Origin of the sequence: Pseudomonas sp. Marseille-Q5299 (assembly GCF_943737035.1) — a bacterium.
Taxonomy (GTDB): domain Bacteria; phylum Pseudomonadota; class Gammaproteobacteria; order Pseudomonadales; family Pseudomonadaceae; genus Aquipseudomonas; species Aquipseudomonas putida_E.
The window spans coordinates 530,696-546,355 of the sequence record NZ_CALSFR010000002.1 but is presented as its reverse complement, the minus strand read 5'-3'; the positions used below and the strand labels follow the sequence as shown (position 1 = coordinate 546,355).

16 protein-coding genes are annotated in these 15,660 nt (G+C 60.2%); 4 read left to right on the top strand and 12 right to left on the bottom strand.

Features of this window, described 5'->3' with window-relative positions; all coding sequences use genetic code 11:
- Positions 1 to 12 precede the first annotated feature (12 nt).
- From NGJ21_RS06960 to NGJ21_RS06945, 4 genes are all read right to left on the bottom strand, one after another.
- Positions 13 to 747 carry an amino acid ABC transporter ATP-binding protein gene (locus NGJ21_RS06960; RefSeq protein ID WP_046787773.1) on the bottom strand — a complete coding sequence of 245 codons (735 nt, stop codon included), beginning with the start codon at positions 745 to 747 and terminating at the stop codon, positions 13 to 15.
- A complete protein-coding gene (locus NGJ21_RS06955; RefSeq protein ID WP_012313017.1) occupies positions 744 to 1,415 on the bottom strand; it encodes an amino acid ABC transporter permease in 672 nt (223 codons plus the stop codon). The genes NGJ21_RS06960 and NGJ21_RS06955 overlap by 4 nt, the downstream gene beginning before the upstream one ends.
- Positions 1,416 to 2,162, bottom strand: coding sequence for an amino acid ABC transporter permease (locus NGJ21_RS06950; RefSeq protein ID WP_046787772.1), 747 nt, complete (start codon positions 2,160 to 2,162; stop codon positions 1,416 to 1,418). It abuts the gene before it with no gap.
- 142 nt (positions 2,163 to 2,304) lie between these two features.
- Complete coding sequence (locus NGJ21_RS06945; protein WP_115273713.1) at positions 2,305 to 3,222, bottom strand: glutamate/aspartate ABC transporter substrate-binding protein; 918 nt, start codon at positions 3,220 to 3,222, stop codon at positions 2,305 to 2,307.
- A gap of 303 nt (positions 3,223 to 3,525) precedes the next feature.
- Here NGJ21_RS06945 and NGJ21_RS06940 point away from each other — a divergent pair, with 303 nt between their 5' ends.
- Positions 3,526 to 3,861 (top strand): hypothetical protein, encoded by a 336-nt coding sequence (locus NGJ21_RS06940; RefSeq protein WP_251961968.1) that lies wholly within the window; start codon positions 3,526 to 3,528, stop codon positions 3,859 to 3,861.
- 36 nt (positions 3,862 to 3,897) lie between these two features.
- Here NGJ21_RS06940 and glpD read toward each other — a convergent pair whose 3' ends face one another.
- From glpD to NGJ21_RS06920, 4 genes are all read right to left on the bottom strand, one after another.
- Complete coding sequence (gene glpD, locus NGJ21_RS06935; RefSeq protein ID WP_115273714.1) at positions 3,898 to 5,427, bottom strand: glycerol-3-phosphate dehydrogenase; 1,530 nt, start codon at positions 5,425 to 5,427, stop codon at positions 3,898 to 3,900.
- Between the two features lie 173 nt (positions 5,428 to 5,600).
- Complete coding sequence (gene glpR / locus NGJ21_RS06930; RefSeq protein ID WP_115273715.1) at positions 5,601 to 6,356, bottom strand: DNA-binding transcriptional repressor GlpR; 756 nt, start codon at positions 6,354 to 6,356, stop codon at positions 5,601 to 5,603.
- Positions 6,357 to 6,469: 113 nt separating this feature from the next.
- Positions 6,470 to 7,969 (bottom strand): glycerol kinase GlpK, encoded by a 1,500-nt coding sequence (gene glpK, locus NGJ21_RS06925; protein ID WP_046787768.1) that lies wholly within the window; start codon positions 7,967 to 7,969, stop codon positions 6,470 to 6,472.
- Positions 7,970 to 8,010: 41 nt separating this feature from the next.
- Entirely contained in the window at positions 8,011 to 8,862 is an 852-nt protein-coding gene (locus tag NGJ21_RS06920; RefSeq protein WP_046787767.1) for an MIP/aquaporin family protein, read from the bottom strand.
- A gap of 300 nt (positions 8,863 to 9,162) precedes the next feature.
- On the opposite strand from NGJ21_RS06920, the gene ybaK reads away from it, so the two are divergent.
- Positions 9,163 to 9,633, top strand: a complete 471-nt coding sequence (ybaK, locus tag NGJ21_RS06915) for a Cys-tRNA(Pro) deacylase (protein ID WP_046787766.1) — start codon at positions 9,163 to 9,165, stop codon at positions 9,631 to 9,633.
- Positions 9,634 to 9,671: 38 nt separating this feature from the next.
- On the opposite strand, the gene NGJ21_RS06910 is transcribed toward ybaK, so the two are convergent.
- Together NGJ21_RS06910 and argF are read right to left on the bottom strand one after the other, a co-directional pair.
- The gene (locus NGJ21_RS06910) at positions 9,672 to 10,781 is read right to left on the bottom strand and encodes an ABC transporter ATP-binding protein (protein ID WP_237860580.1); all 1,110 of its coding nucleotides are present in this window, start codon (positions 10,779 to 10,781) and stop codon (positions 9,672 to 9,674) included.
- A complete protein-coding gene (argF, locus tag NGJ21_RS06905; RefSeq protein ID WP_046787764.1) occupies positions 10,778 to 11,698 on the bottom strand; it encodes an ornithine carbamoyltransferase in 921 nt (306 codons plus the stop codon). Before argF ends, NGJ21_RS06910 begins: the two co-directional genes overlap by 4 nt.
- A 362-nt stretch (positions 11,699 to 12,060) precedes the next feature.
- Here argF and NGJ21_RS06900 point away from each other — a divergent pair, with 362 nt between their 5' ends.
- Together NGJ21_RS06900 and grxD are read left to right on the top strand one after the other, a co-directional pair.
- Positions 12,061 to 14,169 (top strand): molybdopterin oxidoreductase family protein, encoded by a 2,109-nt coding sequence (locus tag NGJ21_RS06900; RefSeq protein WP_204919889.1) that lies wholly within the window; start codon positions 12,061 to 12,063, stop codon positions 14,167 to 14,169.
- Positions 14,170 to 14,260: 91 nt separating this feature from the next.
- The gene (gene grxD / locus NGJ21_RS06895) at positions 14,261 to 14,596 is read left to right on the top strand and encodes a Grx4 family monothiol glutaredoxin (protein ID WP_012313029.1); all 336 of its coding nucleotides are present in this window, start codon (positions 14,261 to 14,263) and stop codon (positions 14,594 to 14,596) included.
- Between the two features lie 57 nt (positions 14,597 to 14,653).
- On the opposite strand, the gene bfr is transcribed toward grxD, so the two are convergent.
- Positions 14,654 to 15,127, bottom strand: coding sequence for a bacterioferritin (gene bfr / locus NGJ21_RS06890; RefSeq protein ID WP_046787762.1), 474 nt, complete (start codon positions 15,125 to 15,127; stop codon positions 14,654 to 14,656).
- A gap of 200 nt (positions 15,128 to 15,327) precedes the next feature.
- Positions 15,328 to 15,549 (bottom strand): bacterioferritin-associated ferredoxin, encoded by a 222-nt coding sequence (locus NGJ21_RS06885; protein ID WP_039601808.1) that lies wholly within the window; start codon positions 15,547 to 15,549, stop codon positions 15,328 to 15,330.
- Positions 15,550 to 15,660 lie beyond the last annotated feature (111 nt).

The following is a 15,660-nucleotide window of genomic DNA, read 5'->3' as shown; positions in this document are numbered from 1 at the left end:
ACTGTGGCCGGCTTAGTGTTGCAGGATCTTGCTGAGGAAGTGCTGGGTGCGTTGGTCGCGGATACCCTGGTCACCGAAGAACTCTTCCTTGGTGCAGTCTTCGATGATGCAGCCCTTGTCCATGAAGATGACCCGGTTGGCGACCTTGCGGGCGAAGCCCATCTCGTGGGTCACGCACATCATGGTCATGCCTTCGTTGGCCAGCTGCACCATCACATCCAGCACCTCGCTGACCATTTCCGGGTCCAGCGCCGAGGTCGGCTCGTCGAACAGCATGACGATCGGGTCCATGGCCAGGGCGCGGGCGATCGCCACACGTTGCTGCTGGCCACCAGAGAGCTGGCCGGGGTGCTTCTTGGCATGGGCGCTGAGGCCGACCCGTTCGAGCAGGGCCAGGCCCTTCTTGGTGGCCTCCGCTTCGCTGCGGCCCAGTACCTTGCGCTGGGCGATGGTCAGGTTCTCGGTGATGGTCAGGTGCGGGAACAGCTCGAAGTGCTGGAACACCATGCCTACCCGCGAGCGCAATTTGGGCAGGTTGGTCTTGGGGTCGGCAATCGAGGTGCCATCGACCACGATGTCGCCCTTCTGGAACGGCTCCAGGGCGTTGACGCACTTGATCAGCGTGGATTTACCAGAGCCCGAAGGGCCGCACACCACCACCACTTCACCTTTCTTGACCTCGGTGCTGCAGTCGGTCAGTACCTGGAAGTCGCCGTACCACTTGTTGACGTTCTTGATGGAAATCATACGGTGATCCTTTTTTGCAGGCGCTTGACCAGCCACGAAGCGGAGAAGCTGATGAGGAAGTAGACGACCCCGGCAAAGATCAGGAACTCATGGGAGCGCCCGATGATGTCGCCGTTGGAACGTGCCGAGTTGAGGAAGTCCACCAGGCCCACGGTGTAGACCAGCGAGGTGTCCTGGAACAGGATGATGCTCTGCTGCAGCAGCAGCGGGGTCATCTTGCGGAAGGCCTGGGGCAGGATGATCAGGCGCATGGTCTGGGCGTAGTTCATGCCCAGTGCCTGTGCCGCGCCCATCTGGCCTTTGGAGATCGACTGCACGCCGGCGCGGACGATTTCGCAGAAGTACGCGGCCTCGAACATCATGAAGGCGACCACGCAGGAGGTGAAGGCACCCACCGGGGTGTCCTCGCCGGTGATCCAGCGCAGCACGAACGGCACCGCCAGATAGAACCAGGTGATCACCAGCAGCAGCGGGATCGAGCGGAAGTAGTTGACGTAGGCACCGGCGATGTTCGAGAGCAGCTTGTTCGACGACAAGCGCATCAATGCCAGGAGTGTGCCCAGCACGATACCGCCGATCACGCCCATGACCATCAGCTTGAGGGTCATGACCATACCTTCCCAGAGGGCAGGCAGGGCCGGGATGATTTCGCTGAAATCCATTTCCATTTACTTGCCCCCCACGGAAATCAGGCCAGGCACGGCGACTTTCTTCTCGACCAGGCGCATCAGCAGCATCAGGCCCATGTTCAGGGTGAAGTAGATCAGCGTAGCCAGGGTGAACGCCTCGAACAGGTTGGCGGAAAACTCAGCGGTCTGCTTGGTCTGTGCCAGCAGCTCCATCAGGCCGATCAGCGAGGCTACCGAAGAGTTCTTGAACACGTTGAGGAACTCGGAGGTGAGCGGCGGAATGATGATCCGGTACGCTTGAGGCAACAGCACGTTGTTGTAGATCTGCGGCAGGCTGAAGCCCATGGCGCGGGCGGCAGCTTCCTGACCGCGCGGCAGTGCCTGGATGCCGGTGCGTACCTGTTCGCAGACGCGGGCAGCGGTGAACAGGCCCAGGCAGATGACCACGCTGATCAATGCCGAGGTGGTCGGGTTGAGGTCCTGCTTGAACCATACCTGCAGGCCCTCAGGCAGCAGGTCTGGCACCAGGAAGTACCAGATGAACAGTTGCACCAGCAGCGGCACGTTGCGGAACAGCTCCACGTAGGCGGTTGCGATACCCGATACCAGGCGGTTCGGCACGGTACGCATGACGCCAAGGAGCGAGCCCAGCAGCAGCGCGATGATCCAGGCGGAAATGGCGATGGCGATGGTCCAGCCCAGGCCGGTGATGTACCAGTCCAGATAGGTTTCGCTGCCCACGCCGGTGGACTTGAAGAACACGCCCCAGTCCCAGTTGTAATTCATCGGGATTTCCCCTCAGACGGTTGTTTCACGGGCACCTTCGAGCATCCGGGGGCGCTTGGCGCCCTCGGATGAAAGGTTAGACACTAATGAGTGGCTTGCAGCGTTGATTCGTGCGCTTGCGCACCAGGCCACTAACTGAGGATCAGGATTTCTTCTCGTCTGCGGCCTTGTCGGTCGGCTCGGCGATCAGCTTTTTCAGTTCGTCGCTCATCGGGAACTGAAGGTTCAGGCCTTTTGGCGGAATCGGCTGCTGGAACCACTTGTCGTAGCTCTTGTTGACTTCGCCCGACTTGAAATAGCCCACGATGGCATCGTCGACGGCTTTCTTGAAGGTCTCGTCACCCTTGCGCATCATGCAGCCATAGATCTCGTAAGACTGTGGCGTTCCGGTGATGACCCAGTCCGCAGGCTTGCGCGCTTTGGCCATTTCACCGGCCAGCAGGGCGTCGTCCATCATGAAGGCCACGGCACGGTTGCTTTCAAGCATGTTGAAGGCTTCACCGTGGTCCTTGGCGGAAATCACGTTCATCTTCATCTGCTTGTCGGCGTTCATCGCCTTGAGGATGCGCTCGGAGGTGGTGCCGGCGGTGGTCACCACGTTCTTGCCGGCCAGATCCGGGAAGTCTTTATAGGACGGCTGACCATCCTTGACCTTGGTCAGCAGGCGCGTGCCGACTTCGAAGATACCCACCGAGAAGGCGACCTGCTGCTGGCGCTCGACGTTGTTGGTGGTGGAGCCGCATTCCAGGTCGACGGTGCCGTTCTGCACCAGCGGGATACGGGTTTGCGAAGTGACCAGGTTGTAACGGACCTTGATGTCAGTACCCAGTTGTTTCTTCAGGGCTTCGACCACTGCCAGCTGGATGTCATGGGAGTAACCCACGGGTTGCGGCTTGCCAGCCAGGTAGGAAAACGGAATGGAGGAGTCACGGTGCCCCAGGGTGATGGTGCCCGACTCCTTGATCTTCTTCAGGGTGCCGGTCAGCTCCTCGGCCATGGCGGGCGAAGCGATGACTGCAGCCGCGATGGCGGCCCCCAGCAATTGACGAACGATACGCATCAAATTTTCCTCGACGTGTTTGTTTTTTTTATGGAGCCGTTGGCGGACTCTTTCGTTCAACGCATGCAGCATGAAGCGTTGTGCATTCGGCTTCCAAGTGTAGAGCATGACTCGTGCCAAGCTCTCACAATGATCATAACCCCGCGAAAAGCCTGGGCATGAACCCTATATGAAGGTTTTTGCGCAAAGCTCCGTGGTCGGAACGCCGAATGAGTGCCTCTATTGCGTTCGGCAATCCGAACGGTGGGCGCCTCGCAGAGTCCGTGGCGTCAGCTTTAAATAACACCCCTGCATGAAAAGCACATGTTGAGCTTGCTGCCTCTTTATCAGGAGCTCACGCGCACACGGATCATGCGGGCGCGCAATACCGTCATCGCCGGTGAAAACATCGACGTGTTAAGCAATGCACTGGCGCAACGAGAGTTTTGGCAAGGGTTTGTGCGCAATCTCAATCCCGAGCGCTTCGAAGCCCTGGCCGCGCCGTATCATGAACAGCTGGAAGCCTATGAGCGTCAGGCTGGCGAGTCGGGTGAGCAGCAGTACCTTGAGCACGCTGCGGCATTGATGGAAGCGCTCAATAGCGAGGAACGGGCCCTTTACCTGGCATTGGCAAAAGAGGCGTATGGGCGGGAAGCCTGAGCGTAGGGCGACCGCCATGCGGTCGCCCTGCAAGGTTCAGGCGGCGTTGCTGCGTGCGTTGCCCTGTGCCAGGTAGTCAGCCAGTGCGCGCTGTTCACTCTCGCTGGTGAACAGGCCCAGCTTGGTCCTGCGCCAGAGAATATCCTGACTGCTGACGGCCCATTCGGTTTGGCGCAGGTAATCGACTTCACGGGTGAAGAGGCCACCCCCAATCGCTTGGCCCAGATCCTGCGGGCCGCTCACACCTTCCAGCAATTGCCAGGTGCGGCTGCCGTAGGTTACCGCCCAGCGCTTGGCGATGTCCGGCGCGAGCCATTGATGGCGCGCAAGCAGGTCGTCGACCAGTGCCTGAGGTGTACTCATGTCTTCACCACCTGGCAGTGTGGCGCTGGCTGTCCAGCTTTTGCCCATCTGGGTGAAGAACGGCTTGAGTTCTGCCATGGCCGATTCTGCAAGCTTGCGGTATGTGGTCAGCTTGCCGCCAAACACGGACAGCAACGGCGCCTCGCCTTGGGTCGTGGACAGCGCGAGGGTGTAGTCACGCGTGACTGCGGACGGGTTGTCCGATTCGTCGTTGCACAGCGGCCGCACGCCAGAGTAGGTGTGCAGGATATCGCTGGGGCTCAACTGATGATTGAAGTGTGCGTTGACCACTTTGAGCAGATAGTCGGTTTCCTGCCCGGTGATCGCCACCTTGGCCGGATCGCCGCTGTATTCGCGATCGGTGGTGCCGATCAGGGTGAAGCGGTCCAGGTAGGGGATGCAGAAGACAATGCGTTGGTCCTCGTTCTGCAGGATGTAGGCGTGATCCCCCTCGTACAGGCGCGGCACGATGAGGTGGCTGCCCTGGATCAAGCGTATGCCGTACGGTGCATCGAGTTTGAGGTCATCCTTGATGAACCGGGCGACCCACGGACCGGCGGCGTTGACCAAGGCACGCGCGCGAATCGTCTGCAGGCTGCCGTCGGCATGCTGCAGCTCTACCTGCCACAGGCCATCGACACGTTCTGCGCGCAGGCAGCGGGTGCGGGTATGAATGTGCGCACCTTGCTCGCGTGCAGCCATGGCATTGAGTACTACCAGGCGGGCGTCGTCTACCGCGCAGTCTGCATATTCGAAACCGCGGGTGATGGCCGGCTTGAGCGGGTAGCCCGGGCCAAAGCGCAGGCTGCGCGAGGCGCCCAGGCGCTTGCGCTTGCCCAGGTGATCGTAGAGGAACAGGCCGGCACGGATCATCCAGGCCGGGCGCAGGTGCGGGCGGTGCGGCAGCACGAAGCGCATTGGTTTGACGATGTGCGGTGCCTTGGCCAGTAGCACTTCGCGCTCGGCCAGTGCCTCGCGGACCAGGCGGAATTCATAGTGTTCCAGGTAGCGCAGGCCGCCATGGATCAGCTTGCTGCTGGCCGAGGAGGTGTGCTGGGCCAAGTCGTCCTTTTCGCAGAGGAAGACCTTGAGGCCACGCCCGGCGGCGTCGGCAGCAATGCCCACGCCGTTGATGCCACCGCCGATCACGGCAAGATCATAGCAATCGGCAAGTAGGGGCTGGGACGAAACGGGCTGGGACACGGGCAAGGCCTCCTGGGGCTGTTCACATCGAATATGAACATTAATGTTCGTTTCCGAAAATACTAGCGCAACAGAACGGCCATCGCCAGTCAGTGTTTATAGAAAAAACTGATGAGATGACAATAAAATGAACAATATCGAAAATCGCGGGCCCTTCTGGACCCGCTTGCGGTTTAAACCACCTCGAGCCGGATCTTGTACTGGTTGAGCAACTCACCCAGTGCAGGGGATGGCTGCTGGTCGGTCACCAGGCAATCGACCAGGCTGATCGAGCCCAGGCGTACCATGGCGTTACGCCCGAATTTGCTGGAGTCGGCAGCCAGGATGACCTGACGGGCGTTGGCGATGATTGCTTGGGAAACCCGTACTTCCTGGTAGTCGAAGTCCAGCAGGCTACCGTCTTCATCGATACCGCTGATGCCGACCAAGGCGAAGTCGACCTTGAACTGGCTGATGAAATCGACGCTCGCCTGGCCAACCACGCCCCCGTCACGGCGTACTGTGCCGCCTGCGACCAATACTTCGAAATCATCCTTGGCGGCAAGGATCGCAGCAACGTGCAGGTTGTTAGTGATGACCTTCAGGTGGTTGTGGTTGAGCAGCGCCCGGGCAATCGATTCGGTGGTGGTGCCGATGTTGATGAACAGCGAGGCATGGTCAGGAATTTGCCGGGCCACGGCGTCGGCAATACGCTGTTTTTCGTCGCGCATCTGATCGGCGCGCATGGCGTAAGCAGTGTTCTCGATACTCGAATCATAGGCGGCGCCACCGTGGTAGCGGCGCAGCAGATTGAGCTCGGCGAGCTGGTTGATGTCGCGACGGATGGTTTGCGGGGTGACGACGAACAGCTGCGCCATTTCTTCGATGCTGACGTAGCCGCGTTCGCGCACCAGCTCGAGGATTTGTTGTTGGCGTGGGGGCAGATTCATGGGCGGTCCTTATGGGCTGCCGGACAAATTCTGCAATGATGCCGTAGGAAAGGGACTACGGCCAGTAGGCCGTGGGGTGACGGGGGCCGCGAAGCAGCCCCTGCCCAGGGCGATCAGGCCTCGTGATCTTCCCAGTCGCGGGTACGCTCGACGGCTTTGCGCCAGCCGGCGTACAGTTTTTCCTTCTTCGCTTCATCGAGTTGCGGGCTGAACTCGCGCTCGATGATCGCCTTGTCACGCAACTCGTCCAGGCCACTCCAGAAACCACAGGCCAGGCCCGCCAGGTAAGCGGCGCCAAGGGCAGTGGTTTCGCGCATTTTCGGGCGTTCCACACAGGTGCCGAGAATGTCGGCCTGGAATTGCATGAGGAAATTGTTGGCCACCGCGCCACCGTCGACACGCAACTCGGACAGGCGTTGGCCGCAGTCCTGCTGCATGGCGTCCAGTACGTCGCGGGTCTGGTAGGCGATCGACTCCAGCGCAGCACGGATGATGTGGTCGACTTTCACCCCGCGCGTCAGGCCGAACAGCGCGCCGCGGGCGTAAGGGTCCCAGTACGGTGCGCCCAGGCCGGTGAAGGCGGGCACAAGGTAAACCCCGTTGCTGTCCTTGACCTTGCTGGCGAAGTACTCGGTGTCCAGGGCATCGTTGACGATCTTGAGTTCGTCGCGCAGCCATTGCACGGTGGAACCACCGTTGAACACTGCGCCTTCCAGGGCATAGGCCACTTCGCCACGTGGCCCGCAGGCAATGGTGGTCAGCAGGCCGTGGGAGGAGGTTACGGCTTTGTCGCCCGTGTTCATCAGCAGGAAACAACCCGTGCCATAGGTGTTCTTGGCCTGACCGGGTTCCACGCACATCTGGCCGAACAGCGCGGACTGCTGGTCACCGGCGATACCGGCAATGGCTATGCCGCTCTTGGTGTGGCCGTAGACTTCGGAAGACGGGCGCACCTGGGGCAGCATCTGGCGCGGGATGCCGAGAATGTCGAGCATCGTTTCATCCCACTGCAGGCTGTGGATGTTGAACATCAACGTGCGCGAGGCATTGGTGTAGTCGGTGACATGCACCTTGCCGCCGGAAAACTTCCAGATAAGCCAGGTATCCACGGTACCGAACAACAGTTCGCCGCGTTCGGCCCGCTCACGTACGCCCTCTACATTGTCGAGGATCCACTTGAGCTTGGTGCCGGAGAAGTACGGATCGGTGACCAGGCCGGTGGTTTCGCGAATGTATTGTTCATGCCCGTCGCGCTTGAGTTGTGCGCAGATCTCTGTACTGCGCCGGCACTGCCAGACGATGGCGTTGTACACCGGGCGGCCGGTTTCCTTGTCCCATACCACTGTGGTTTCACGCTGGTTGGTGATGCCCAGTGCGGCGACCTGCGCATGGCTGATGCCGGCCTGTGCCAAGGCTTCGACCATGGTCGCGCTCTGTGTGGCGAAGATCTCCATCGGGTCGTGTTCGACCCAGCCGGCTTGCGGATAATGCTGGGCGAACTCGCGCTGGGAGGTGCCGACCACATTGGCGTCGCGGTCAAAGATGATGGCCCGCGAGCTGGTGGTGCCCTGGTCCAGGGCGATGATGTAGTTCTTGTCCTGGGTATCTGTCATGGTCATAGGCCTTGCAAAATGAGGAAGTCAGGGCGCCAGCATCAGTTGGCTTGAGTATCGCCCTGGCGATTGCCGTTTGTCTCTGGGTTCGCGCTCGGTGCCGTCGGCAGGTTGCGGGCGATCAAGCCACGATAGGTCGCAGCACCCAGGCAAGCGCCGAAGATCGGCGCGAACACCGGAACCAGGAAATAAGGGATATCCCGACCGCCAGTGAAGGCGATTTCGCCCCAGCCGGCCAGGAAGGTCATCAGTTTGGGCCCGAAATCGCGGGCCGGGTTCATCGCAAAGCCGGTCAGCGGGCCCATGGCGCTACCGATCACGGCGATCAACAGGCCGATCAGCAGCGGTGCCATCGCACCACGGGGCAGGCCGTTGTTGTCGTCGGTCAGGGCCATGATGACCGCCATCAGGATTGCAGTGATCACCACTTCGACCAGGAACGCCTGTGCGGTGGAAAGCGAAGGGTGTGGGTAGGTGGAGAACACCGCCGCCAGTTCCAGGCTTTCGCTACTGCCGCGCAGCATGGCATGGGTTTGTTCGAAATCGAAGAACAGGTTGCTGTACAGGGTGTAGACCAGCGCCGCGCCGCAGAAGGCGCCGCAAACCTGGGCCAGCATGTAGAACGGCAGTTTGCGTTTGTCGAAGCTTGCGAACAGGGTAAGGGCGATGCTGACGGCCGGGTTCAGGTGCGCACCTGATATACCGGCGGTGAAGTAGATCGCCATGCTCACGCCGACGCCCCAGATGATGCTGATTTCCCACAGTCCAAAGCTGGCGCCCGCGACCTTGAGGGCGGCGACGCATCCTGTGCCGAAAAAGATGAGCAGCGCCGTGCCGAGGAATTCGGCCAGGCATTGGCTGGACAGCGTAGGTTCGCGTAGAGCAGTCGTCATGTATGACCTCTTTTTTTTTGTTGTGAGGCGCTAAGCGCTCGACAGCAAAGCCCGGCGTCCATCCCCATTGACCCCGGGCGCATGTAGGAATGCACTTAAAAAGTGCACCATTTATTCAGAAACGAAAAAATATAGACAAGAAACGCTTATGTCAAAGGTCGAAAGTGAACGATCGGTCACGATATGAGCGTTGAATGCGGGCGCGAATCCCACGCTAGAGCGGCGTGTCAGCTGTGAACTGGCTGGAGTGTAGGATTTGTCCTAAAGTAGCCGCCGAATTGTCTCGGAGCGGAGCACTGCATGACCCCGGCCCTCGATCTTTTGAAAAAGGCGCGCGCGCAACACCGCGTGCACAGTTATGAACACGATCCAAAGTCGGCGTCTTATGGGCTGGAGGCGGCTGAAAAACTGGGGCTGGAACCGCAGCAGGTGTTCAAGACCTTGTTGGCCTGCAGTGAGAAGGGCGAGTTGCTGGTGGCCGTGGTGCCTGTTGTGGGCACGCTGGACCTCAAGGCGCTTGCCCATGCCGCAGGCGTGAAGAAATGCGAGATGGCCGACCCCGCGGCAGCTCAGCGTGCCACAGGTTACCTGGTGGGCGGAATCAGTCCGCTGGGGCAGAAAAAGCGTCTGCGCACCTTCATCGACGATTCGGCGCAGAACTTTGCCACCATCCATGTCAGTGCCGGGCGACGGGGGTTGGAAGTGGAACTGGCTGCTGCTGTACTGGCCGAGCAGACCCAGGGCACCTTCGCCGGTATCGGTCGGGGTTGAGCTGCGCAGGGGTCGCCTGGCAGCCCCACGTTGCTGAATCAGGTCGCCGAGCTGTAGCGACGCACTCCGTTTTCCTGCCGTGGCAACTGCGCCGCGACACTGCCGGGTACCGGGAACAGCACCAGGTGGTCAGCTTTGACGGTAATGCCGACCTGCTCGCCAATTTGGTGATCGATATGGCTCGGGAAGATCGCTTCCAGCTGGCTGCCTGTCGGCAATTGCAGGCGGTACAGTGTCGATGCGCCCAGGAAACTCTTGCCGACGATGCTTGCGCGCAGTGCGCTGTCGGCGTCAGGGACGATATCGTCAGGGCGCAGCAGCACGTCTACCGAGCTGCCGGAGGCCATGATGTAGGCGCGGTTACCCCGCAGCTCACCGAGCTCGGTGTTGACTGACTCATGGCTGCTCATCTGGCCACGGATGAAATAACCCTGGCCGATGAAACTGGCGACGAATGGCGTCTGCGGCTCATGGTAGAGGTTGTAGGGCGTGTCCCACTGCTCCAGGCGGCCTTCCTTGAACACGCCCACATGGTCGCTGACCGCGAAGGCTTCTTCTTGGTCATGGGTAACCAGAATCGCGCTGGTACCACGGCTTTTGAGGATGTCACGGACTTCGTGGCTCAGGCGTCGGCGCAATTCGACGTCCAGGTTGGAAAACGGCTCGTCCAGCAGCAGCAATTGCGGCTCTGGGGCCAGCGCCCGGGCCAGGGCCACGCGCTGTTGCTGGCCGCCTGAGAGCTCATGCGGGTACCGCCCGCCGAGGCCACCGAGCTTGACCAGCTCGAGCATTTCTTCGACCACCTGCCCCTGGGATGGGTGCTTGGCGATGCCGAAGGCGATGTTTTGCGCCACGGTCAGGTGCGGGAACAGCGCATAGTCCTGGAACACCATGCCTATGCGGCGCTTCTCCGGGGACAGGGTAAAACCGGCGCGGGAAATGACTTCGCCCGCGAGCTGGATCTCACCTTCGTGTACCGGCTCGAAGCCGGCGATGGCGCGCAGGGTGGTGGTCTTGCCGCAACCCGACGAACCCAGCAGGCAACCGATGTCGCCTGCGTTCAGGTGCAGGTTGAGGTTCTGGACGATGCGCTGGTCGCCGTAGCCGCAGGCGAGGTTGCGCAGGTTGAGCAGTAGGGGTTGACTCATGCGTGGTGGTAAGCCGGTTCGACAAGGAATTCGAGAAGGGCCTTCTGTGCATGCAGGCGGTTTTCAGCCTGGTCCCACGCGACCGAACGGGGGTCGTCGAGCAGGTCATGGCTGATTTCCTCGCCGCGGTGGGCGGGCAGGCAGTGCATGAACAGGGCATCGGGTGCCGCCAGGTCAAGCAGTTCGCGGGTGACCTGGTAAGGCGCGAAATGCGCCAGGCGCCGTGCAGTTTCCTCTTCTTGGCCCATGGAAGTCCAGACATCGGTGGTCACCAGATGCGCGCCACGTACGGCTTCACGTGGATCGCGGATGATCTGCACGCGGTCTGCGCCCAGTGCCATGAAGCGTGGGTCAGGGTCATAACCTTCCGGGCAGGCGATGCGCAGCTGGAAATCGAACTGCCGGGCAGCCTCGATGTACGAGTTGCACATATTGAAACCATCGCCGATCCAGGCCACGGTCTTGCCCTGGATAGCGCCACGGTGCTCGTGGAACGTCTGCATGTCGGCCAGCAATTGGCAGGGGTGCGACTCATCGGAAAGGCCATTGATCAGCGGTACGCGTGAATTGGCGGCGAACTCGGTGAGGGTGCTGTGCGCGTGGGTGCGGATCATCACCGCATCGACCATGCTCGACAGCACGATGGCGCTGTCGCTGATCGGTTCGCCCCGGCCCAGCTGTGTGTCGCGTGGCGACAGGAAGATAGCCTGGCCACCGAGCTGGATCATGCCGGCTTCGAACGACACCCGGGTCCGGGTGGAGGATTTTTCGAAGATCATGCCCAGGACACGGTTTTTCAGCGGTTCGAACAGCACGCCGCGCTTGCGCAGGTCCTTCAGCTCGATGCCTCGGCGGATCACACCGAGCAATTCGTCGGTGGTGAAATCCAGCAGGGAGAGAAAGTGCCTTGCGCTCATGATTGACTACCTTATCTGCAACGGTATGCAGGTCGACCGTATGGTTTTTTTGACAACGGGAGTGACCTGCGGCGTAAGCCGCACGGGGCGGACGAAATAGGGAAAGGCGCAATACTATAATTAAATGTCGCCTAAAACCAAGAGGGGGAACAGCGGCTCTGTTGCAAAGGGTGTCATTACCCCTTGAGCCTGCGCTGTTTTTTATTTGCTACAGAGGTTGTACACGGCTTGCTGGCAATTTGGCAAATGGCTGTCGCAAATCGTGCGCCTGATGTCGGGAGATTCACGCTGCGAAGCGCGCTGGCAGGGTGCAAGGGCAGGGGGCATAGTCGGTTTTCAACAATTGCAAGGCAGAGGCAGCCATGACCAAGACCCTGCATCACCGTGCCTGCCACCTGTGTGAGGCGATCTGCGGGCTGAACATCGAAGTCAGCCATGAAAGCGACGGGGAGGCGCGCATCAGTGCAATCAAGGGCGACCCCCAGGACCCGTTCAGCCGTGGCCACATCTGCCCCAAGGCCGTGGCTTTGCAGGATATCCAGGATGACCCGGACCGCCTGCGCCAACCGCATCGACGGGTGGGTGAGCGATGGCAGGCCATCAGCTGGGAGGAGGCTTTTGCCTTGGCCGCCGATAAGCTGTGGTCGATACAGCAGGCACATGGGCGTAACGCGGTGGCGGTTTACCAGGGTAACCCGAGCGTGCACAACTACGGCTTGATGACCCACAGCAATTACTTCCTGGGGCTGCTCAAGACACGTAACCGTTTTTCCGCCACCTCTGTGGACCAGTTGCCTCAGCACCTGACCAGCTACCTGATGTATGGCCACGGCCTGCTGTTGCCGATCCCGGACATCGATCACACCGATTTCATGCTGATCCTCGGTGGCAATCCTTTGGCCTCCAATGGCAGCATCATGACCGTGCCGGATGTGGAAAAGCGCCTCAAGGCCTTGAAAGCGAGAGGCGGGCAACTGGTTGTGGTGGACCCGCGACGCAGTGAAACTGCCGCCATGGCCGACCGGCACCTGTTCGTGCGCCCCGGCGGCGATGCGGCGCTGCTGTGCGGTTTGCTCAATACCCTCTTCGATGAAGGCCTGGCGCGTGGTTCGCATCTGCCGGTCAATGGCCTGGAGCAGGTGCGCACGGCGATCAAGCCGTTCACCGCCGAGGCCATGAGCGCCCAGTGCGGCATCGATGCTGCCAGCATTCGCCAGTTGGCACGGGATTTCGCCGCTGCCGACAAGGCGGTCTGCTATGGCCGCATGGGCGTGTCGACACAGGCTTTCGGCACCTTGTGCCACTGGCTGGTGCAAGTCATCAATCTGGTAACCGGCAACCTGGATCGTCGAGGCGGTGCGCTGTGCACCGAGCCTGCCGTGGACCTGGTGGCGAGCACCTCGGGCGGGCATTTCAATGCCTGGCAGAGCCGCGTGTCGGGGTTGCCCGAATACGCTGGTGAGCTGCCCGTGGCGGCCCTGGCCGAGGAAATGCTCACGCCCGGCGAGGGGCAGGTGCGGGCCCTGGTGACCGTCGCCGGTAACCCGGTGCTGTCCACCCCCAATGGCAGGCAGTTGGATGCGGCGCTGCAGGGGCTGGAGTTCATGCTCAGCATCGACCTTTACATCAACGAGACGACCCGCCACGCCGACCTGATCCTGCCGTCTACTTCGGCACTGGAAAACGACCATTACGACAGCACCTTCAACCTGCTGGCTGTGCGTAATGTCACCCGCTTCAACCGGGCCATACTGGCCAAGCCTGCAGGCGCCTTGCACGACTGGGAAATTTTCGTTGGCCTGGCGCAAGCCTTTGCCAAGCGTGCAGAACTGGAACTGAAACCGACCATGGCACCTGCGCAGATGATCGACCTGGCGTTGCGCAAGGGCCGCTATGGCGACGAAAGTCCCCGCAAGCTTTCGCTTGAAACGCTTGATCAATACCCTCATGGCCTCGATCTGGGCCCCTTGGGCGCTAATCTGCGAGGGCGCCTGGCGACTGCCAGCAACGCCGTGGAGGCGGCGCCCCAGATTGTGCTGGAGGACTTGCGCCGGTTGGCCGAATGCGTACCGGCAGTAGCGGGTGATTTGCTGCTTATCGGGCGTCGCCATGTACGCAGCAACAACTCGTGGATGCACAACTACCATCGCCTGGTCAAAGGCAAGCCACGCCATCAGTTGTTGATGCATCCGCAGGACATGCGCCAGCGGCAGTTGGAGGATGGCCAGCGGGTACGCATCCGTTCGCGCACCGGTGACCTGGAAGTCGAGGTGCAGGCCTGTGAGGACATCATGCCTGGTGTGGTCAGCCTGCCGCATGGCTTTGGTCATGGCCGCCAGGGCGTCAACCTGCAGATCGCCCAGGCGCAACCCGGCATCAGTGCCAATGACCTGACCGATGAGCGTCTGCGTGACGCTGTTTCCGGGAATGCGGCGCTCAATGGCGTACCCGTGCACGTGAGCGCCGCCTGAGCACCGGCAATGCCGAGCATTAGGCTCAGGTTTCCGATACAATGCGTCACCGTGCCGACCATCGAGTCGGAAAGTTCAGACGAGGTGTTCCATGGATATCATCGAAACGATCAAAGAGCAGATTGCCAACAACACCATTCTGCTTTACATGAAGGGCTCGCCGAATGCCCCGCAATGCGGGTTCTCGGCCAAGGCATCGCAAGCTGTGATGGGTTGTGGCGAAAAGTTTGCTTACGTGGATATCCTGCAGAACCCGGAAATCCGCGCCAACCTGCCTAAATACGCCAACTGGCCGACCTTCCCGCAACTGTGGGTAGCTGGCGAGCTGGTCGGCGGTAGCGACATCATGCTGGAGATGTTCGAGAACGGTGAGCTGCAGACACTGATCAAGGACGCCGCTGCCAAGGCCAAGGCTTCCGAAGCCTGATCTTTCGGCAAGCATGAAAAAACCCGCTCATGGCGGGTTTTTTTATGGGGCCGGAATTTACTCTTCGCCCATCTGCGACTGCAGGTAGTTCTCGATGGTGATCTTGTCGATCAGGCTCAATTGAGTTTCCAGCCAGTCAATGTGTTCTTCCTCGGATTCGAGGATGTCTTCAAGCAGTTCACGCGAGCCGAAGTCACCGACGGTTTCGCAGTGGGCGATGGCGGCTTTGAGATCGACCAGGCCTTTCTGCTCGATCTTCAGATCGCATTCGAGCATTTCCTTGGTGTGCTCGCCGATCAGCAGCTTGCCCAGGTCCTGTACGTTCGGGATGCCTTCTAGGAAGAGAATACGCTTGATCAACTTGTCAGCGTGTTTCATCTCATCGATGGATTCCTTGTACTCGTGCTTGCCGAGCTTGTTCAGGCCCCAATCTTCGTACATGCGTGCGTGCAGGAAGTACTGGTTGATCGCGACCAGCTCGTTTCCGAGGATCTTGTTGAGATGCTGGATGACGCTTACGTCGCCTTTCATTGCGGGTTCCTGCCCTGAGAAGTGTGCCGATACAGGGAAGTTTGAGCCTGATACTTAGGGCTGTCAAACCTAAGTTCTTGAATAATAAGTGAAAATTAATAGGAATAAGAATGTTTGTGAACCGCGTTGGGACGCTAACTTATTGAATTGTAGGCATAAAAAAACCGGACACGAGGTCCGGTTCTTCGAATTGGGCGATATCAGGCGGCAGTAAATTCCACCGGATAGGGCAGGGCGGCTTGCTGGCTCACCTGAAGCTCGGTCAGGGTCTCGCGGACTACCTGCTTGGCCAGGCACGCGCATTTGCCACATTGGCTGGCGACATTGGTCGCGGCTCTGACGTCCTTGTAGCTGCAGCATCCTTCATAGATCGCATCGCGGATCTGTCCGTCGGTCACGCCGACACAAAGACACACATACATAAAGTCGGACCATCGCTGGTTGAGTCGATGGGTGGAGAGTAATGGTAATGAGAATGCTTGTCAAAACACTTTCTGTAAGTGCCGTGCTTGAGCGACCGGCGGTTGGATTCG